This window comes from Burkholderia sp. LK4, from assembly GCF_001043615.1.
Taxonomy (GTDB): Bacteria; Pseudomonadota; Gammaproteobacteria; order Burkholderiales; family Burkholderiaceae; genus Burkholderia; species Burkholderia cepacia.
In genome coordinates this window covers 1-17292 of record NZ_LDUL01000119.1, presented here as the reverse complement: position 1 = coordinate 17292, position 17292 = coordinate 1, and the positions used below count along the sequence as shown (strand labels likewise).

16 protein-coding genes are annotated in these 17292 nt (G+C 68.8%); 7 read left to right on the top strand and 9 right to left on the bottom strand.

Annotation, left to right across the window (positions count from 1 at the left end):
- Positions 1 to 1235 (bottom strand): arginine--tRNA ligase (argS, locus tag VK92_RS37710; RefSeq protein ID WP_048023849.1); only part of this gene is annotated, 1235 nt, incomplete at its 3' end.
- Positions 1236 to 1435: 200 nt separating this feature from the next.
- Here argS and VK92_RS37705 point away from each other — a divergent pair.
- Positions 1436 to 1759: a DUF1840 domain-containing protein gene (locus tag VK92_RS37705; RefSeq protein ID WP_006489103.1), complete on the top strand. Its 324-nt coding sequence runs from the start codon at positions 1436 to 1438 to the stop codon at positions 1757 to 1759.
- Positions 1760 to 1873: 114 nt separating this feature from the next.
- On the opposite strand, the gene metH is transcribed toward VK92_RS37705, so the two are convergent.
- The 5 genes from metH to VK92_RS37680 form a co-directional block, all read right to left on the bottom strand.
- Entirely contained in the window at positions 1874 to 4591 is a 2718-nt protein-coding gene (gene metH / locus VK92_RS37700; protein ID WP_048023851.1) for a methionine synthase, read from the bottom strand.
- Between the two features lie 42 nt (positions 4592 to 4633).
- A complete protein-coding gene (locus tag VK92_RS37695; RefSeq protein ID WP_042977166.1) occupies positions 4634 to 5701 on the bottom strand; it encodes a homocysteine S-methyltransferase family protein in 1068 nt (355 codons plus the stop codon).
- A 202-nt stretch (positions 5702 to 5903) separates the two neighbouring features.
- Positions 5904 to 6161, bottom strand: a complete 258-nt coding sequence (locus VK92_RS37690; RefSeq protein ID WP_006477667.1) for a BTH_I0359 family protein — start codon at positions 6159 to 6161, stop codon at positions 5904 to 5906.
- Between the two features lie 254 nt (positions 6162 to 6415).
- Entirely contained in the window at positions 6416 to 7651 is a 1236-nt protein-coding gene (locus VK92_RS37685) for a DUF3108 domain-containing protein (protein WP_048023854.1), read from the bottom strand.
- 113 nt (positions 7652 to 7764) lie between these two features.
- Positions 7765 to 8640: an IclR family transcriptional regulator gene (locus VK92_RS37680; protein ID WP_021160146.1), complete on the bottom strand. Its 876-nt coding sequence runs from the start codon at positions 8638 to 8640 to the stop codon at positions 7765 to 7767.
- Positions 8641 to 8796: 156 nt separating this feature from the next.
- Here VK92_RS37680 and VK92_RS37675 point away from each other — a divergent pair, with 156 nt between their 5' ends.
- From VK92_RS37675 to rfaE2, 6 genes are all read left to right on the top strand, one after another.
- A complete protein-coding gene (locus VK92_RS37675; protein ID WP_048023856.1) occupies positions 8797 to 9789 on the top strand; it encodes a fumarylacetoacetate hydrolase family protein in 993 nt (330 codons plus the stop codon).
- Positions 9790 to 9906: 117 nt separating this feature from the next.
- The gene (locus tag VK92_RS37670) at positions 9907 to 10734 is read left to right on the top strand and encodes an enoyl-CoA hydratase/isomerase family protein (RefSeq protein WP_048023857.1); all 828 of its coding nucleotides are present in this window, start codon (positions 9907 to 9909) and stop codon (positions 10732 to 10734) included.
- Between the two features lie 88 nt (positions 10735 to 10822).
- Entirely contained in the window at positions 10823 to 11587 is a 765-nt protein-coding gene (locus VK92_RS37665; protein ID WP_048023859.1) for a PhaM family polyhydroxyalkanoate granule multifunctional regulatory protein, read from the top strand.
- 24 nt (positions 11588 to 11611) lie between these two features.
- Positions 11612 to 12838 carry a patatin-like phospholipase family protein gene (locus VK92_RS37660; protein ID WP_048023862.1) on the top strand — a complete coding sequence of 409 codons (1227 nt, stop codon included), beginning with the start codon at positions 11612 to 11614 and terminating at the stop codon, positions 12836 to 12838.
- Positions 12839 to 13307: 469 nt separating this feature from the next.
- A complete protein-coding gene (locus VK92_RS37655) occupies positions 13308 to 14186 on the top strand; it encodes a diiron oxygenase (protein WP_048023863.1) in 879 nt (292 codons plus the stop codon).
- Positions 14187 to 14338: 152 nt separating this feature from the next.
- Positions 14339 to 14824 carry a D-glycero-beta-D-manno-heptose 1-phosphate adenylyltransferase gene (rfaE2, locus tag VK92_RS37650; RefSeq protein ID WP_048023865.1) on the top strand — a complete coding sequence of 162 codons (486 nt, stop codon included), beginning with the start codon at positions 14339 to 14341 and terminating at the stop codon, positions 14822 to 14824.
- Positions 14825 to 14840: 16 nt separating this feature from the next.
- Here rfaE2 and VK92_RS37645 read toward each other — a convergent pair whose 3' ends face one another.
- From VK92_RS37645 to VK92_RS37635, 3 genes are all read right to left on the bottom strand, one after another.
- The gene (locus tag VK92_RS37645) at positions 14841 to 15083 is read right to left on the bottom strand and encodes a hypothetical protein (protein WP_027789017.1); all 243 of its coding nucleotides are present in this window, start codon (positions 15081 to 15083) and stop codon (positions 14841 to 14843) included.
- A gap of 199 nt (positions 15084 to 15282) precedes the next feature.
- Complete coding sequence (locus VK92_RS37640) at positions 15283 to 16068, bottom strand: type III pantothenate kinase (protein WP_048023868.1); 786 nt, start codon at positions 16066 to 16068, stop codon at positions 15283 to 15285.
- The gene (locus VK92_RS37635) at positions 16065 to 16985 is read right to left on the bottom strand and encodes a biotin--[acetyl-CoA-carboxylase] ligase (RefSeq protein ID WP_048023870.1); all 921 of its coding nucleotides are present in this window, start codon (positions 16983 to 16985) and stop codon (positions 16065 to 16067) included. Before VK92_RS37635 ends, VK92_RS37640 begins: the two co-directional genes overlap by 4 nt.
- Positions 16986 to 17292: the final 307 nt, after the last annotated feature.

Sequence of the window (17292 nt, the reverse complement as noted above, 5' to 3'; positions counted from 1 at the left end):
TCGATCAGGTCGCGCACCGTCACGTAGCTGCCCGCGCGCTTCGAGATCTTCACTTCCTGGCCGTCGCGCATCACGGTGACCATCTTGTGCAGCACGTAGTCGGGGTAACCCTTCGGGATCCCGATGTGCAGGCCCTGCAGGCCGGCGCGCACGCGCGCGATCGTGCCGTGGTGGTCCGAACCCTGGATGTTGATCACCTTCGTGAAGCCGCGCTCCCACTTCGTCACGTGGTACGCGACGTCCGGCACGAAGTACGTGTACGTGCCGTCCGACTTGCGCATCACGCGATCCTTGTCGTCGCCTTCGTCGGTCGTGCGCAGCCACAGCGCGCCGTCCTGTTCGTAGGTCATGCCGGCCTTGATCAGCGCGTCGACCGTCTTCTCGACGCGGCCTTCGCTGTACAGCGACGACTCGAGGTAGTACTGGTCGAACTTCACGCCGAACGCCTGCAGGTCCATGTCCTGCTCGCGACGCAGGTACGTGACCGCGAACTTGCGGATCGCGTCGAGATCCTCGACGTCGCCCGTGCCCTTGACCGGCTCGCCGTCCGACGCGGCGACCGTTTCGCCTGCCAGGAAGTCGCGTGCGATGTCGGCGATGTATTCGCCGTTGTACGCGGCTTCCGGCCAGCCCGCGTCGCCCGGCTTCAGGCCGCGGGCGCGCGCCTGCGTCGAGATCGCGAGGTTGCCGATCTGCACGCCTGCGTCGTTGTAGTAGAACTCGCGGTGCACCGCGTAGCCCTGGCTCGCGATCACGTTCGCGAGCACGTCGCCGAGCGCGGCCTGGCGGCCGTGGCCGACGTGCAGCGGGCCGGTCGGGTTGGCCGACACGAATTCGAGCAGCACCTGCTTGCCTTTCTCGCGATCCGACGTGCCGAACGCGCGGCCCTGGTCGAACACGGCGGCGATCACCGCCTGCTTCGCGGCGGCCGACAGGCGCAGGTTGATGAAGCCGGGGCCGGCGATCTCGGCGGCGTCGACGAGGCCTTGCGCGCCCGGCTGGGCGGTCAGGGCGGCGACGATCTGTTCGGCGAGCTGGCGCGGGTTCGTGCCGAGCGGCTTGGCGAGCTGCATCGCGACGTTGCACGCGACGTCGCCGTGCGCGGCGACCTTCGGGCGCTCCAGCGTGATGGTCGGGGCGACGAATGCCGCGTCGGCGCCTTTCAGCGCGTGTGCGACCTGCTTGACGCTATCCGCGAGCAGGGCTTCGAGGGTCTGTTTGTGTGCTGGCAGCATGCTGGTAGAAGGCTTCGTTGGTGGCGGCCGGAAACGCCGGCCCGCCGGCGCGCTTTTTAAGCGCGCGTTTCAGGGATCGCAGAATTTTAACAGGTGCTAATATGCCGCTCAGGCGGCCCGCGTCCGCGAGGCCGGACGCCGGTCTGCCGGCGTTCCCCAACCGCGCCGCGCAGGCACAACAAGATGAAAAGGGAATTGTCATGATTACGTTCAAGAGCAAGGCGGCACAGGATCTCGACGTGCTGAAGGATTTCGCCGTGTATGTGCTGGGTCTCGTCGGCAAGCAGCTGGGCGAGCGCGGTGTCATTACGCACGACGAACTGGACCACGCGATCGCCAAGCTGGAAGGCGCCGTTGCGCAGGCGAAGCAGGAGCGCGCCGAGCATGCCGGCCATTTCCACGAGGACGAAGCCGACCACGCGCACCACGAAGTGCCGCCGAGCCTGGCCCAGCGCGTCGCGCCGTTCCTCACGATGCTGCGCGAAGCGAAAGCCGGCCAGGCCGACGTGCACTGGGGCTTCTGAGCGTCCTTGCCCGGCGGTCCGAAAGGATCGAAAGGCAGAAAAAAGCCCGCTTCCGAGCGGGCTTTTTCTTTTGTCTGACGATAGCGGGCGCCGATGCGCCCGACGAAGGGCCGGTCAGAGCTGCGGCGCAAGCGCGCGGCGCGCGTCGTCGAGCGACAGCGCCATGCGCCGCGCGTAGTCCTCGAGCTGATCCTGTCCGATTTTCCCGACCGAGAAATACGTGCTGTCCGGATGCGCGAGATAGAAGCCCGACACGCTCGCGGCCGGCAGCATCGCCAGCGAGTCGGTCACGCTCATGCCGATCTCGTCCGCGTGCAGCACGTCGAACATGTCGCGCTTCACGAGGTGGTCGGGGCAGGCCGGGTAGCCGGGTGCCGGGCGGATGCCCGCGTACTTTTCCGCGATCAGCGCATCGTTGTCGAGCGTCTCGCCGCTCGCATAACCCCACAGCTCGCGCCGCACGCGCGCGTGCATCGCTTCCGCGAACGCTTCCGCGAAGCGGTCGGCGAGCGCTTTCAGCATGATCGCGCTGTAGTCGTCGTGGTCGGCTTCGAACTGCTTTTCCTTCACGTCGACACCCAGGCCGGCCGTCACCGCGAACATCCCGATGTAGTCGGCGACGCCCGATTCCTTCGGCGCGATGAAGTCGGCGAGCGAGCGGTTCGGCCGCATCACGCCGTCGACCACCGGGCGCACGCTCTGCTGGCGCAGGTTGCGCCACGTGAGCAGCACCTCGCTGCGCGACTCGTCGCTGTAGATCTCGATGTCATCGTCGTTGACGGTATTCGCCGGCAGCAGCGAGATCACGCCGCTCGCGGTCAGCCAGCGGCCCTGGATCAGGCGCGCGAGCATCGATTTCGCGTCGGAGAACACGCGGCGCGCCGATTCGCCGACGATCTCGTCGTTCAGGATCGCCGGGTACGGGCCCGCGAGATCCCAGGTCTGGAAGAACGGGCCCCAGTCGATATAGTTCGCGAGCTCGTTCAGGTCGTAGTTCTTGAACACGCGGCGGCCGATGAACTTCGGCTTGACCGGCTGGTAGCCCGCCCAGTCGACCTTGGTCTTGTTCGCGCGCGCCTCGGCGAGCGTGACCATCGGCTGCGCCTTGCGGTTCGCGTGCTGGTCGCGGATGCGTTCGTAGTCGGACTTCAGCTCGTCGAGGTACTTCGCCGCGCCTTCGTCGGACAGCAGGCTCGATGCGACCGACACCGAGCGCGACGCGTCGGGCACGTAGACCACCGGGCCTTCGTAGTGCGGCGCGATCTTGACCGCCGTGTGCACGCGCGAGGTCGTCGCGCCGCCGATCAGCAGCGGGATCTTCTTCACGCGGAAGTAGTCGTCGCGCTGCATTTCCGACGCGACGTATGCCATTTCCTCGAGGCTCGGCGTGATCAGGCCCGACAGCCCGATGATGTCCGCGCCCTCGACCTTCGCCTTCGCGAGAATCTCGTTGCACGGGACCATCACGCCCATGTTGACGACTTCGAAGTTGTTGCACTGGAGCACGACCGACACGATGTTCTTGCCGATGTCGTGCACGTCGCCCTTCACGGTCGCGATGACGATCTTGCCCTTCGCGCGCACGTCGCCGCCCGCTTCCGCGAGCAGGCGCTTTTCTTCCTCGATGAACGGGATCAGGTGCGCGACCGCCTGTTTCATCACGCGCGCCGATTTCACGACCTGCGGCAGGAACATCTTGCCCTGGCCGAACAGGTCGCCGACGATGTTCATCCCGTCCATCAGCGGGCCTTCGATCACGTTGATCGGACGGCCGCCGGCCGCGGAGATCTTCGCGCGGACTTCTTCGGTATCCTCGACGATGAAGTTCGTGATGCCGTGCACGAGCGCATGCGAAAGCCGCTTCTCGACCGGCTGGTTGCGCCACTCGAGGTTCTCTTCCTTCTTCGCGCCGCCCGCCTTGAACTTGTCGGCGATTTCGAGCAGGCGGTCGGTCGAGTCGTCGCGGCGGTTCAGGATCACGTCCTCGACGCGCTCGCGCAGTTCCGCGTCGAGCTCGGCGTACACGCCGAGCTGGCCCGCGTTCACGATGCCCATGTCCATGCCCGCCTGGATCGCGTGGTACAGGAACACGGTGTGGATCGCCTCGCGCACCGGGTCGTTGCCGCGGAACGAGAACGACACGTTCGACACGCCGCCGCTCACCTTCGCGTACGGCAGGTTCTGCTTGATCCAGCGGGTCGCCTCGATGAAGTCGACCGCGTAGTTGTTGTGCTCCTCGATGCCGGTGGCGACCGCGAAGATGTTCGGGTCGAAGATGATGTCTTCCGGCGGGAAGCCGCACTGGTTCACGAGCACGTCGTAAGAGCGCTTGCAGATCTCGGTCTTGCGCGCGAACGTGTCGGCCTGGCCCTGCTCGTCGAACGCCATCACGACGGCCGCCGCGCCATAGCGGCGGATCAGCTTCGCATGATGGACGAACGCCTCCTCGCCTTCCTTCAGCGAGATCGAGTTCACGATCGCCTTGCCCTGCACGCACTTCAGGCCGGCCTCGATCACTTCCCACTTCGACGAGTCGATCATGATCGGCACGCGCGCGATGTCCGGTTCCGATGCGATCAGGTTCAGGAAGCGCACCATCGCCGCCTTCGAATCGAGCATCGCCTCGTCCATGTTGATGTCGATCACCTGCGCGCCGTTCTCGACCTGCTGGCGCGCGACGGCGAGCGCCTCGTCGAACTGGCCGTTGAGGATCATGCGTGCGAACGCCTTCGAGCCGGTGACGTTGGTGCGCTCACCGACGTTGATGAAGAGCGTTCCGGACGTGACGTTGAACGGCTCGAGGCCGGCGAGGCGCATCATGTGATCGGTCATGGCGGTGCGAATTCTGGTGATGAAGGGCGTGGGGCGGTCGGGTCAGGCGTTGTCGCTGTACTGGTTCGGCCAGCGGCGCGGCTTCACGTCGGCGAGCGCCTTCGCGATCTCGGCGATGTGTTCGGGCGTCGTGCCGCAGCAGCCGCCCGCGAGGTTCACGAGCCCGGCCTGCGCGAATTCCTTCAGGAGCCCCGACGTGACGTCCGGCGTCTCGTCGAAGCCGGTCTCGGCCATCGGGTTCGGCAGGCCCGCGTTCGGGTAGCACGACACGTAGGTGTCGCACAGCTTCGCGAGCTCGGCGATGTACGGGCGCATCAGCGCCGCGCCGAGCGCGCAGTTCAGGCCGAACGTGAGCGGCTTCGCGTGACGCAGCGAGTTCCAGAACGCCTCGACGGTCTGGCCCGACAGGATCCGGCCCGACGCATCGGTGACGGTGCCCGAGATCATGATCGGCAGGCGCTCGCCGGTGTCCTCGAACAGTTCGTCGAGCGCGAACAGCGCGGCCTTTGCGTTCAGCGTGTCGAAGATCGTCTCGACGAGGAACAGGTCGACGCCGCCATCGAGCAGTGCTTTCGCCTGCTGGTAGTACGACGTATGCAGCTCGTCGAACGTGACGTTGCGGGCGCCCGGATCGTTGACGTCCGGCGAAATGCTGGCCGTCTTCGGCGTCGGCCCGATCGCGCCGGCGACGAAGCGCGGCTTGTCCGGCGTCGCGTATTTCGCGGCCGATTCGCGTGCGAGCTTCGCCGATTCGACGTTCATCTCGACGACGAGATCTTCCATCCCGTAGTCGGCCTGCGCGACGGTCGTCGCGCCGAACGTGTTGGTCTCGACGATGTCGGCGCCGGCCGCGAAGTACTGGTCGTGGATCTCGCGGATGATCTGCGGCTGCGTGATCGACAGCAGCTCGTTGTTGCCCTTGATGTCGCGCGGGAAATCCTTGAAGCGCTCGCCGCGATACGCGGCTTCGTCGAGCTTGTAGCGCTGGATCATCGTGCCCATCGCGCCGTCGAGGATCAGGATGCGCGATTTCAGCAGCGCAGGCAGAGCGGCGCCGCGCGTGTAGTGCGCGTCGAGCGGGACGGAAGCGGCGAGAGGAGTCGCAGACATGGGCGAAAGACCGGCGAAGACGGGAAAACCGTCATTGTAGCCGGTGCGCATGGGCGCCGCCCGGCCTTGCGCGGCGCCGGCCGGGCCGCCAAATGAAAACCCCCGCCCGGCGAACCGGGCAGGGGCATGATCGGAGTGCTCGCGGCGCCGCGTCGATGCGCGGCGAATGGCCCGGCCGCGCGAGGCGCCGGGCCGCGGGACGTCAGTGCAGTACGACGGGCATCATCATCAGGCTGTCGAATTGTCCGAGGAATTCGTCGACTTCATCGAGCGACGGTTCATCTTCGATCAGCTGCTTCACGTGTGCGCGGAATCGTTCGGCAAGTTCGCCGTCGATGAAGATCTCGCGCTGCGCGTTCTTGTCGACGATTTCGTATCCGCCGGCATTCATCAGGTGGTGGCCGGCCTGCGGCGCGAATTCGACGACGCAGTAGTTGGGGCTGTTGTAGATCATTTGCATGGCGGCACTCCTCTTCGCAGTGGCATCTGGCCTTGTTGTCCCCTAGGTGGGGCGAGCCTTGCCGGTTTCAAGGGGCTTGCGCTGCACACCCCGTTCCCGTTTGCGTGGGGTGTATCGGTTAGAAGCCGATGTCTATGAAACGTTTCCCATTGTCGACCGGTGGACGGAAATAGTTGTTAAAGAGTGTCATCGGCGATTTCACGGAAATCTGTAATCGGTCGAAATTGCCGAATCACGCGCATTCGCGTGCGAGTTCACTGTGTGACAGGCGATGTGACAGGCGAAGACGCGGGCGGTGCAGCCGGTTGTGCGGCCGACGGTTCGGGCGCCGGTGCACCGGCGGGCGCAGGCGTGGCGCCGCCTGCCGGTGTCTCGTCGGACGGCGCGCCCGGCGCCGCGAGCGGGCCGTGCCACAACAGTTCGATCTGCGCGCCGTTCGGTTCGGTCTGCACGAGCCGCGCGGGCAGCCAGCCGAGCGACGGTGCGAGCCACATGTCGATGCGGCGCGTGTCGCCGTCGCGCCGCGGCAGGCGCATGAAGTGCCGCGCGCCGATGATGCCGGCCTGCGTCTGCACCTGCTCGTCGCCGATCACGGTGATCGGCCAGGTCTCGCCGCTGTTGTTGTCGATCACGAAGAACTGCTGCGTGACGCCCGGCCTGTAAGCAGACGGATTGCCGCGCACGAGCCCCGACAGCTGCATCAGCATGCTGAAGCGGTCCTGTATGCCGTCGGGCAACGGTGCGTTGTTCGGCGTGCGCGTGAACACGACCTGCCGGATCTCGCGATTGAAGATCGCGATGTCTTCCGGACGCTTGCCGCGCTTCTCGACGTAACGGTCGGGCGCGACGCCGAACGCGTCGATGCGGCCTTCGCTGCGATAGGAGAACGGGCCGACGAACGGCACGGGCATCGACACCGACAGGTCGTAGGTGCGCCCGTCGGTACGCCAGTGGATCGTGCCGATCATGTTCTGCATGCCGTTGTAGAACGTGTCGTACTGCAGGTCGCCGGACGGCGGCGCGATGAACTTCACGCCGTTCGTCGCGGGGCCCGGTGTCGTGGCGCCGGCGGCGCTGGCCGCACCCGCGGCCGACGCGGCGTGCGCGCCCGACGCGCCCGGTACGCCACTCGCTGCGGACGCGGCGGCCGGCGGCTCGCCGTGTTCGGCCGTTTGCGTCGACGTGAGGACCGGCTCCGGCGCGGGTTTCGGCGCGGCGGCCCTGGGGGGCGCCGGTGCGGGCGCGGCCGGATGCTCGACCGGCTTCGGCGCAGGTGGCGCGGGCTGGCGCTCGATCGGCTGCGGTTTCAGCAGTTCGATCTGCACCGGGACTTCGGCGGGCGCGGGCGGGGTGAACGCGTCGCGGTTGCGCATCAGCCAGAACGCGGCGAGCGTGTGCAGCACCAGCACGACGACGAGCGCAATGCCCACGCGCAGCCAGCGGCGGGGCAAGGCGTGACTCGGGCGGATGTCGGCAGGCTGCATGGGCATCGGAACAGGATCGGGGCGCTCGCGTGATGTCGGGCGCGCGGCGCGCGCCACAGGAATCGGACTGTCGAATGCGCCGCGCGTTCGCGCGTGTGCCGTGACGGGGGCAGGATGCGTCAGGCGTCGCGCGCGTCGGGACTATAGCCGAGTTCGTAAGACAGTTTCTGCGCGCATGCGCGCAGCGCCGTGTCGATCTCGCCGCCCCATGCAATGTCGAACGAGCCTTCCTGGCCGAGCGCGACGATGGCGAGCGCGAGTTCGCCGACCGCATCGAACACGGGCATGCAGAACGCGTGGATCGTCGGCAGCAGCATCCCCTCGACGCGCGCGGCCTCGTGCTTGCGCACGTCGGCGAGCACCGCGTCGACCTCGTCGAGCGTGCGCGGGCCGCCGTGGTGCGGCGAGCGGCGCGTATCGGCGAGTTCGCGCTCGAGCATCGCGGCGGTCTTGCTGCGCGGCAGGTACGCGGCGAACAGCAGGCCCGTCGCGGAGCCGAGCAGCGGCATCACGTCGCCGAGCTTCAGCGACGCCTTCGCCGGGTGGCTCGACTCCATCCAGTGCACGATCGTCGGCCCCTGGTTGCCCCACACCGCGATGCCGACCGTCTGGTCGAGGCGGTCGCGGAATTCGGTCAGCGCGATCCGCGCGAGCTTCACGCCGTCGACGCGCGCGAGCCGCGCGAGCCCCATCTGCAGCGCGAAGCCGCCGAGCTCGTAGCGGCCCGAGACCGGGTCCTGCGACACCACGCCGAGACGCGAGAAGCTGACCAGGTAGCGGTGCGCCTTCGCAGGACTCATGCCCGCGCGCTGCGCGAGGTCGCGCAGCATCATCGCGCGCGGCTCGCTCGTCAGCACGTCGAGCAGGCGGAAGCCGACCTCGATCGACTGGATGCCGGAACGGACTTTCTCGCTGTTTTCGCCGTGCTCGCCGGAAGCGGCGTCGTCGGTGTCGGAGTCGGCGAGATCGTCGTCGGGAAGCGGGTTGGCGGGCATGGGCGGCAGGTGCGCGAAAATGCGGCAGGAATGGGGGTGAAAATTCGGGGCGAAAAATCGGGACGAAAGCGGCGTGCACGATCGTGGCGCGCCGCCGGGATTCACCATCGTAAAATAGATTCCCTCCATCGTCACTACAACGGCAGAGTCCCCCTTATGAAACTTGCTTCGCTGAAGGACGGCACGCGCGACGGCCAGCTGATCGTCGTGTCGCGCGACCTGCACACCGCGGCGATCGCCGACGCGATCGCGCCGACGTTGCAGCGTGTCCTCGACGACTGGGCGTTCTACGCGCCGCAGCTGCGCGACCTGTACGACGCGCTGAATCACGGCCGCGCGCGCAATGCGTTCGCATTCGATCCGGCCAACTGCATGGCGCCGCTGCCGCGCGCGTTCCAGTGGGCGGACGGCTCCGCGTACGTGAACCACGTCGAGCTCGTGCGCCGCGCGCGCGGCGCCGAGATGCCGCCCGAATTCTGGACCGACCCGCTGATGTACCAGGGCGGCAGCGACGATTTCCTCGGCGCGCGCGACGACGTCGTGTGCCCGTCCGAGGAATGGGGCATCGATTTCGAGGCGGAAGTCGCGGTGATCACCGGCGACGTGCGGATGAGCGCGTCGCCCGACGAAGCGCTGAAGGCCGTCCGGCTCGTCACGCTGGTGAACGACGTGTCGCTGCGCAACCTGATTCCGGCCGAGCTCGCGAAGGGCTTCGGCTTCTTCCAGAGCAAGCCGGCCACCGCATTCGCGCCGGTCGCCGTGACGCCCGACGAGCTCGGTGACGAATGGCGCGAAGGCCGCGTGCACCGGCCGATGATCGTCCACTGGAACGGCAGGAAGGTCGGCCAGCCCGATGCGGGCACCGACATGGTGTTCCACTTCGGCCAGCTGATCGCGCACGCGGCGAAGACGCGCAACCTGCGCGCCGGGTCGATCGTCGGCTCGGGGACGGTGTCGAACAAGGACGCGAAGCGCGGCTACTGCTGCATCGCCGAGAAGCGCTGCCTCGAGACGATCGAGCACGGCGCGCCGCAGACCGAATTCATGCGCTACGGCGACACCGTGCGCATCGAGATGTTCGACGTGGCCGGCAAGTCGATCTTCGGTGCGATCGAGCAGTCGGTCGCACCGCCCGACGGCGCGGCATAAGCCGCGCGGCGCTTGCGCGAAACCCGGCTTCGGCCTGCGCGCCGGGTTTCGCCTGATGTTTGCCCGCGCGGGCTTGGCTACACTCGATTCAAGAGCCTCGACTCGAAGGAGCGGTACATGGCCGATCTAGCCGCATACGGCGGTTACGAAGCACTGAAGGTGACGCGCCGCGACCATGGCGTGCTCGACATCGTGATGAGCGGCGAGGGCGCGAACCGCAGCGGCCTCGCGACCGCGAACGCGCGCATGCATCGCGAGCTCGCCGACATCTGGCGCGACGTCGACCGCGATCCCGACACGCGCGTCGCGGTGATCCGAGGCGAAGGCAAGGGCTTCTCGGCGGGCGGCGATCTCGCGCTCGTCGAGGACATGGCGAACGACTTCGACGTGCGCTCCCGCGTGTGGCGCGAGGCGCGCGACCTCGTCTACAACGTGATCAACTGCAGCAAGCCGATCGTATCGGCGATGCATGGCCCGGCCGTCGGCGCGGGGCTCGTCGCCGGGCTGCTCGCCGACATCTCGATCGCCGCGAAGGACGCGCGCATCATCGACGGCCACACGCGCCTCGGCGTCGCGGCCGGCGACCACGCGGCGATCGTGTGGCCGCTGCTGTGCGGGATGGCGAAGGCGAAGTACTACCTGCTGCTGTGCGAACCGGTGAGCGGCGAGGAGGCCGAGCGGATCGGGCTGGTGTCGCTCGCGGTCGAGCCGGACGACCTGCTGCCGAAGGCGTACGAAGTGGCCGAGCGGCTCGCGCACGGTTCGCAGTCGGCGATCCGCTGGACCAAGTACGCATTGAACAACTGGCTGCGCACGGCCGGGCCGACCTTCGATACGTCGCTTGCGCTCGAATTCATGGGGTTTGCCGGGCCCGACGTGCAGGAAGGCCTCCGGTCGTTGCGCGAGCGGCGCCCGCCCGAGTTCCCCGGCGACGCCCCGTTCTGACACGCGCCGGCGCTATGATCGATCCAGGCGCGGCTCGCGCGACCCATGGCGGCCGCCTCGCCCTCACCCAGTCAACCAGGATGCCCGTATGACGACCGATGCCTCCGGCTCCAATCCTTTCGCCGGCTTTGCCGGCTTCAAGCCCGCCGACATGATGGACCGGATGTGGGACATGATGCGGATGTCGCCGTTCGGCGCGATGACGCCGTTTCCGGGCGGCGCGCATGGGCTGCCGCCGTCGCTGTCGAGCATGTCCGACATGATGGCGCCGCTCACGAGCGTCGAGGAACTCGACAAGCGCATCACCGACCTGCGCGCGGTCGAGCAGTGGCTGAAGCTCAATCTCGGGATGCTGCAGTCGGCGATCCAGGCGCTCGAGGTCCAGCGTGCGACTCTCGCGACGCTGCGTGCGTTCGGCGCGTTCGCGCAGAGCTCGATGTCGGCGGCCGAGGAAGCGGCCGTCGCGGCGGCGCAGGCGGCGAAACCCGCGTCGGCTGCGCCGGGCGATGCGCCGCCGGCGGCGGATGCCGATGCTTCCGCCGCGGATGCAGCCGCGGGCGACGCCGCGCAGGCCTTCGATCCCGCCGGCTGGTGGAACCTGCTGCAGTCGCAGTTCAACCAGCTCGCGAGCCTCGCGATGGCGCAGCCGGGCATGCAGCCCGCCGCGCCGGGCGATGCACCGCCGGACGCGGCCGCTGCGCCGGAGCAGGCCGCGAAGCCGGCACCGGCCGCCGCCGCGCCGCGCAAGCCCGCCGCGAAGCGTGCCAAGTCGACCGGCGCGACCGGTTCGGCCGCGGCGCGCGCGGCGGCCGCGTCGTCGCCCGAAACCCGTCCGCCGAAGCGTTCGACGTGACGCGGCGCAGATAGCAGGTCGATCATGCGGCTCGCGCTCGTTCTGATGGGAGGCGGCGCACGTGCCGCCTATCAGGTCGGCGTGCTCAAGGCACTGGCCGAGATCGCGCGCGAGGCCGATCCGCAGCGGCACACGCTGCCGTTCGCGGTCGTGTGCGGCTCGTCGGCCGGCGCGATCAACGCGACGTCGATCGCGAGCCACGCGGACGACTTTTCCCACGGCGTGCGGCGCCTGCTCGAATTCTGGGAGCCGTTGCGTGCCGACTACGTGTATCGCACCGACTGGCTCGGCATCGCGGCCGCCGGTGCGCGCTGGCTCGCGACGATGACGTTCGGCTGGGCGGCCCGCCGCTCGCCGCGCGGGCTGCTCGACAACGCGCCGCTCGCGCACCTGCTGCAGCGCGAGCTGAGCTTCCACCGGATCGAGCAGATGCTCGAGGCGCGCCTGCTGCACGCGCTGTCGATCACGGCGCTCAGCTATTCGAGCGGCCGGCACCTCACGTTCTACCAGGCGGCCGAGCCGATCCAGGCGTGGCGGCGCGCGCAGCGCACCGCGCGGCTCGTCGACCTGTCGGCGTCGCACCTGCTCGCGTCGTCGGCGATTCCGTTCGTGTTCCCGGCCGTGCCGCTCGTGCTCGACGGGCAGATCGAGTACTTCGGCGACGGGTCGATCCGGCAGATCGCGCCGCTGTCGCCGGCGATCCACTTCGGCGCGCACCGGATCGTCGTGGTCGGTGCGGCCGACCCGCGGCCCGAGATTCCGGCCGCGAACGGCACGGGGCTGGTACGCGGCTACCCGACGCTCGCGCAGATCGGCCAGCAGGTGCTCGCGAGCGTGTTCCTCGACTCGATCGGCTCGGACATCGAGCGCATCGAGCACATCAACCGGATGATCGAGCACCTGCCACACCAGGTCGAGGTGGACAGCGGCTGGCGGCACGTCGACGTGCTCGCGATCGCGCCGTCCGAGCGTATCGAGCTGATCGCCGCGAAACACCTGAAGCAGATGCCGGCGACGATGCGCGGGCTGCTCGGCGCGATCGGCGGCAGCCAGCCGGCCGGCGCGTCGTTTGCGAGCTACCTGCTGTTCGAGGAGGCGTTCACGCGCGAACTGATCGAGCTCGGTTACCGCGACGGGCGCGCGCAGCGCGACACGCTGGCCGGCTGGATCGCGCTGGCGGACGGCGGCAGCGCGCCGGCCGCCGGCATGCCGCCGGAAGACGGTTTCGCGACCGGCGAAATACGGGTCTGATGCGCCGGGAAGGGGGGCGGGGTTGCATTTTCGCGACGCCCGGCCGCGACCGATCGCCGCACCGCGATTGGCGGCGCGCGACCGGGCGGGCGTCTCGGAACCGTCATGCACGCGTGCTATCATGGCCGCCGCCGTATACACCATATCGAACAGCCCGCCGATCCGGCATCCGCACGGGGCCCTACGGGGAACCCGCCTGGGGCAGGGGACGGGCTCGTCAGCGAGCCGGCCAGCGCCGGCCCCCACTCAGGCAAGCGCGTAGCCGGTTCCGTTCGTACGGAGCGTGGCTGCGGCATGCCGCAACGGCGGCGGCGCGGCCGCCCGGCTGCCGGACGAGCAATCGGCGTCCGGCCGGTCGGTTTCACGCGTAAAATTACAGTCTTGGCCGCAAAAAGCGCGCTTGGCGCGCCTTTGCGGCAACAGTCACGTTTAGAGAAGTCGCATTGCGCAGAACAGGGGTGGGACCATCATGAACACCATGCTTTATCCGGAACTTTACAGGTCGCTCGAAGCTGTCCGCTGGGACATGGAGAAGGACATTCCGTGGGACAAGTTCGACGCTTCGCTGCTCACCGACGAGCAGGCGAAGACGATCAAGATGAACGCGATCACCGAATGGTCGGCGCTGCCCGCGACGGAAATGTTCCTGCGCGACAACCAGCACGACAGCGACTTTTCCGCGTTCATGAGCGTGTGGTTCTTCGAGGAGCAGAAGCATTCGCTCGTGCTGATGGAATACCTGCGCCGCTTCCGGCCGGAGATGGTGCCGACCGAAGAGGAACTGCACGCGGTGCGCTTCGAATTCGACCCGGCGCCGCCGCTCGAGACGCTGATGCTGCACTTCTGCGGCGAGATCCGCCTGAACCACTGGTACCGCTGCGCGGCCGACTGGCACACCGAGCCGGTCATCAAGCAGATCTACGAAACGATTTCGCGCGATGAAGCGCGCCATGGCGGCGCCTACCTGCGCTACATGAAGAAGGCGCTGAACAACTGCGGCGACGTCGCGCGCGCGGCGTTCGCGAAGATCGGCGTGCTGATGGCGTCGGCGCGTCGCACCGAGAAGCCGCTGCACCCGACCAACCTGCACGTGAACCAGGCGCTGTTCCCGCGCGATACCGTGCAGTCGCGCCTGCCCGATCCGGAATGGCTCGAGCGCTGGCTCGACGAGCAGATCCGGTTCGACGGCGAGTGGGAAAAGAAGGTCGTCGAGCGGATCCTGCACAACCTGTCGATCCTGTTCGAGCGCACGTTCGCGACCGCGCAGGAGCTGAACCGCTATCGCAAGGAAGTCACCAGCCGCCTGCAGGCCGAAAGCGGCCCGTCGTCGGCCGCGCAGCCGGCCTGAGGCCGCCAGGCGCCGCCGCCGGCGTGAATCGCGCCGGCCGGTAGCGCCGCAGTGCCGTACCCGACGCACGAAGCCCGCCTGGCCAGCCCGGCGGGCTTTTTATCTGGCGCCGCCGTCGCGCGCGCCGTTGCTCATTCCGTCCGACCTTCACCATGTCCGCCACCTTCGAACGCAAGCTGATCGCCCGTGATGCCCTCGTCGCGCTGCGCGCGTCGCTGCCGTCGCCCGTCGTGTTCACCAACGGCGTATTCGACATCCTGCACCGCGGCCACGTCACGTATCTCGCCGACGCGAAAGCGCTCGGCGCGTGCCTGATCGTCGGCGTGAACAGCGATGCGTCGGTGCGCATGCTCGGCAAGGGTGACGACCGGCCGATCAATCGCGAGGAGGACCGCGCGGCACTGCTCGCGGCGCTGGAAAGCGTCGACTGGGTCGTGACGTTCGGGGAAAAGACGCCGGTGTCGCTGATCGAGGCCGTCCGTCCGGACATCCTCGTGAAGGGCGGCGACTACGACATGGATGCACTGCCGGAATCGGCGCTCGTGCGCGGCTGGGGCGGCCGTGCGCTGGCGATTCCGTTCGAGCACGACCGCTCGACCACCGCGTTGCTGAAGAAGGTGCGCGCGCAGCAGTCCTGAGCGCGGCCGGGCGCCGTCAGGGCGCGGACGCCGCGAGCGGGGCGGTCGTGACGGCCGGCGGCGCGATCGGGCCGCCGACGACGGGTTGGTCGGTCGCCTGCGCGAGCGGCGTCACGCGCAGCGCATCGGGCCGGACCTGCCGCGACAGCACGCCAGGTTCGCGCGGGCCGGCCGACGGCAGCGGCCCGAACACGCCGCGCGCCACCACGAACGCGAGCATGTTGGCGAGAAAGAGAACAGCGATCAGCCAGCGCAGCATCGTCGAACCTCCCTGTCGTTATCGACGTCGTTCACGTCATTCAGTCGAGCCGGCCGCATGGCCGGCTTTTTCATGGCTTCCGCCGGTCGAATGCACGGGCAGTTGCAGCTACCCCGCGCGTACCGCTTCGTCAGCGTGCCGCATGTCCGTCCGGACCTGCGTCGCCATGCCCACCGGCGCGATGCCGGCGCCGGTACCGTCAATCCTGCGCGGCTTCGGCCGCAATCAGCGCGAGCCCGGACAGGATCAGTGCATCGTGCCGCGTATGCGGCACCGTCAGCGCGCGCGCGACGTCGTCCGCCGCGCCGCCGGCCAGCACGAGCCGCACGGGTGCGTGCCACGCGTCGGCAAGGTCGCGCCACGCGCGTTCGATCAGCCCGGCCTGCGCGTACAGGCAGCCGGCCGACAGCGAGCGCGGCGTATCGACCTGGAACGGATCGGCCTGCGCACCCGCGAGCAATCCGCTCGCGATATCGGTGGTCAGCGTCGGCAGCTGCGCGGTGTGCGTGCCGAGCGCGCGCATCATCAGCGCCCAGCCCGGCGCGATCAGCCCGCCGGTGAAACGGCCGTCCGCGCGCAATGCCTCGAGTGTCGTCGCGGTGCCGAACGTCGCGATCAGCAGGTGCTCGCCCGGAAATGCCGCGTGCGCGCCGATCAGGCCGGCCCAGCGGTCGCTGCCGAGCTGTTCGGGTGTCGTATAGCCGTTCGTCACGCCGCATTGCGTGTGACGCGAGCGTATCGTCGTGCGCGGCAGGCCCGGCCAGCGCGCGTCGAGCAGCGCGTCGAGCCGGGCGGCCACGTCGGCGCCCGCGACGTTCGAGATCCACGCGCCGCGCGGATGCGGCAGGTTCGACCAGTCGGGATCGGCGCCGCCGTCGCGCGTGTGGCCGAATGCGCCCGTCTCGACGAGCGTGCGCTGCGCATCGGCGAGCGCCCACTTGATCCGGCTGTTGCCGGCGTCGATCAGCAGGTGCGGCTCGTTCATTGCGCTTCGCGCAGCGACACGTCGCCGGCCGCGATCGCCTGGATGCCGTCCGGCGTGTCGAGCAGCAGCTGGCCGGTCGCGTCGATGCCCGTCGCGATGCCGCGCGCGCGTTCGACGCCCTGTTCGAGCAGGACGACTTCGCGCCCTGCATACGCGTGCAACGCATGCCAGCGCGGCACGAACGGCGCGAGCCCTTCGGCGCCGAACTGCGCGAGCGCGGGCGTGAGCGCGTTCAGCGACGCGGCGAGCGTGTCGGTGAGGTTGGCCGATGCGCACGCGATCGACAGCGCAGCGGGCGGCAGTCCGCTCGCGAGCGTCGCTTCGCGCGCGCGCAGCGCGTCGACCTGCGCGGCGACGGCTTCCGCGCCGCGGACGTTGATGCCGAAGCCGATCACGACGGCGGTCGCGTCGGCGCTGGCCCAGGCGGTTTCGATCAGGATCCCGGCGAGCTTGCCGACGATGCGCGGCGTGCCGTCATCGGTGGCCGTCAGCAGCAGGTCGTTCGGCCATTTGAGCGCGACGCGCGAGCGGGCGTCGAGCGGCAGCGTGGCCAGCCCTTCCGCCAGCGCGACGCCGATCGCGATGCTGAGGCCGCCGAGCGCGTCGACGGGGCGCGGCACGATGCAGCCGACCGAGCACAGCAGCGCGTTGCCGGGCTGCGCGAACCACGGGCGGCCCTGCCGGCCGCGGCCGGCCGTCTGCTCGAACGCCACGCGCACGAGCGGCGCGGGCAGCGCGTTCGCGTGGCGCGGCAGCGCCTTGAGGCGCGTCGCGACGTCGGCGTTGGTCGAGCCGGTGGCGGCGACGATGTCGAGCGGCCACGCACGCGGCGCGGCGTCCAGGTGCGCCTCGAGCCGGTTGCGCGCGATGTGCGCGTCGCCGGAATCGGGCGTGTCGGAGGAGGTGGGGGCGTTCATGGCGCCTATTGTAGCGACAGGGGGCGGTGGCGCGCGTCGAGCGGCGCGCGCCACCGGCGGCGACCAACCGGCGGCGACCAACCGGCGGCGACCAACCGGCGGAGACTGACCGGCGGCGACCGATCGGCAATGTCCAACCGGCAGTGACCAACCGGTAGAGGCCAACCGGCAGTGACCAACCGGCAGTGACCAACCGGCAGTGACCAACCGGTAGAGACCAACCGGCAGTGACTGACCAGCGGCGACCGATCGGCAATGACCAACCCGCAGAGACCAACCGGCAGTGACCAATCGGCAGTGACCAATC

What these genes read in the sequence shown, in the direction of transcription:
- VK92_RS37705 (WP_006489103.1), top strand. Translation starts at nt 1,436, where the DNA reads ATGATTACGTTCAAGAGCAAGGCGGCACAGGATCTCGACGTGCTGAAG.
- metH (WP_048023851.1), bottom strand. Translation starts at nt 4,591, where the DNA reads ATGACCGATCACATGATGCGCCTCGCCGGCCTCGAGCCGTTCAACGTC.
- VK92_RS37695 (WP_042977166.1), bottom strand. Translation starts at nt 5,701, where the DNA reads ATGTCTGCGACTCCTCTCGCCGCTTCCGTCCCGCTCGACGCGCACTAC.
- VK92_RS37690 (WP_006477667.1), bottom strand. Translation starts at nt 6,161, where the DNA reads ATGCAAATGATCTACAACAGCCCCAACTACTGCGTCGTCGAATTCGCG.
- VK92_RS37685 (WP_048023854.1), bottom strand. Translation starts at nt 7,651, where the DNA reads ATGCCCATGCAGCCTGCCGACATCCGCCCGAGTCACGCCTTGCCCCGC.
- VK92_RS37680 (WP_021160146.1), bottom strand. Translation starts at nt 8,640, where the DNA reads ATGCCCGCCAACCCGCTTCCCGACGACGATCTCGCCGACTCCGACACC.
- VK92_RS37675 (WP_048023856.1), top strand. Translation starts at nt 8,797, where the DNA reads ATGAAACTTGCTTCGCTGAAGGACGGCACGCGCGACGGCCAGCTGATC.
- VK92_RS37670 (WP_048023857.1), top strand. Translation starts at nt 9,907, where the DNA reads ATGGCCGATCTAGCCGCATACGGCGGTTACGAAGCACTGAAGGTGACG.
- VK92_RS37665 (WP_048023859.1), top strand. Translation starts at nt 10,823, where the DNA reads ATGACGACCGATGCCTCCGGCTCCAATCCTTTCGCCGGCTTTGCCGGC.
- VK92_RS37660 (WP_048023862.1), top strand. Translation starts at nt 11,612, where the DNA reads ATGCGGCTCGCGCTCGTTCTGATGGGAGGCGGCGCACGTGCCGCCTAT.
- VK92_RS37655 (WP_048023863.1), top strand. Translation starts at nt 13,308, where the DNA reads ATGAACACCATGCTTTATCCGGAACTTTACAGGTCGCTCGAAGCTGTC.
- rfaE2 (WP_048023865.1), top strand. Translation starts at nt 14,339, where the DNA reads ATGTCCGCCACCTTCGAACGCAAGCTGATCGCCCGTGATGCCCTCGTC.
- VK92_RS37645 (WP_027789017.1), bottom strand. Translation starts at nt 15,083, where the DNA reads ATGCTGCGCTGGCTGATCGCTGTTCTCTTTCTCGCCAACATGCTCGCG.
- VK92_RS37640 (WP_048023868.1), bottom strand. Translation starts at nt 16,068, where the DNA reads ATGAACGAGCCGCACCTGCTGATCGACGCCGGCAACAGCCGGATCAAG.
- VK92_RS37635 (WP_048023870.1), bottom strand. Translation starts at nt 16,985, where the DNA reads ATGAACGCCCCCACCTCCTCCGACACGCCCGATTCCGGCGACGCGCAC.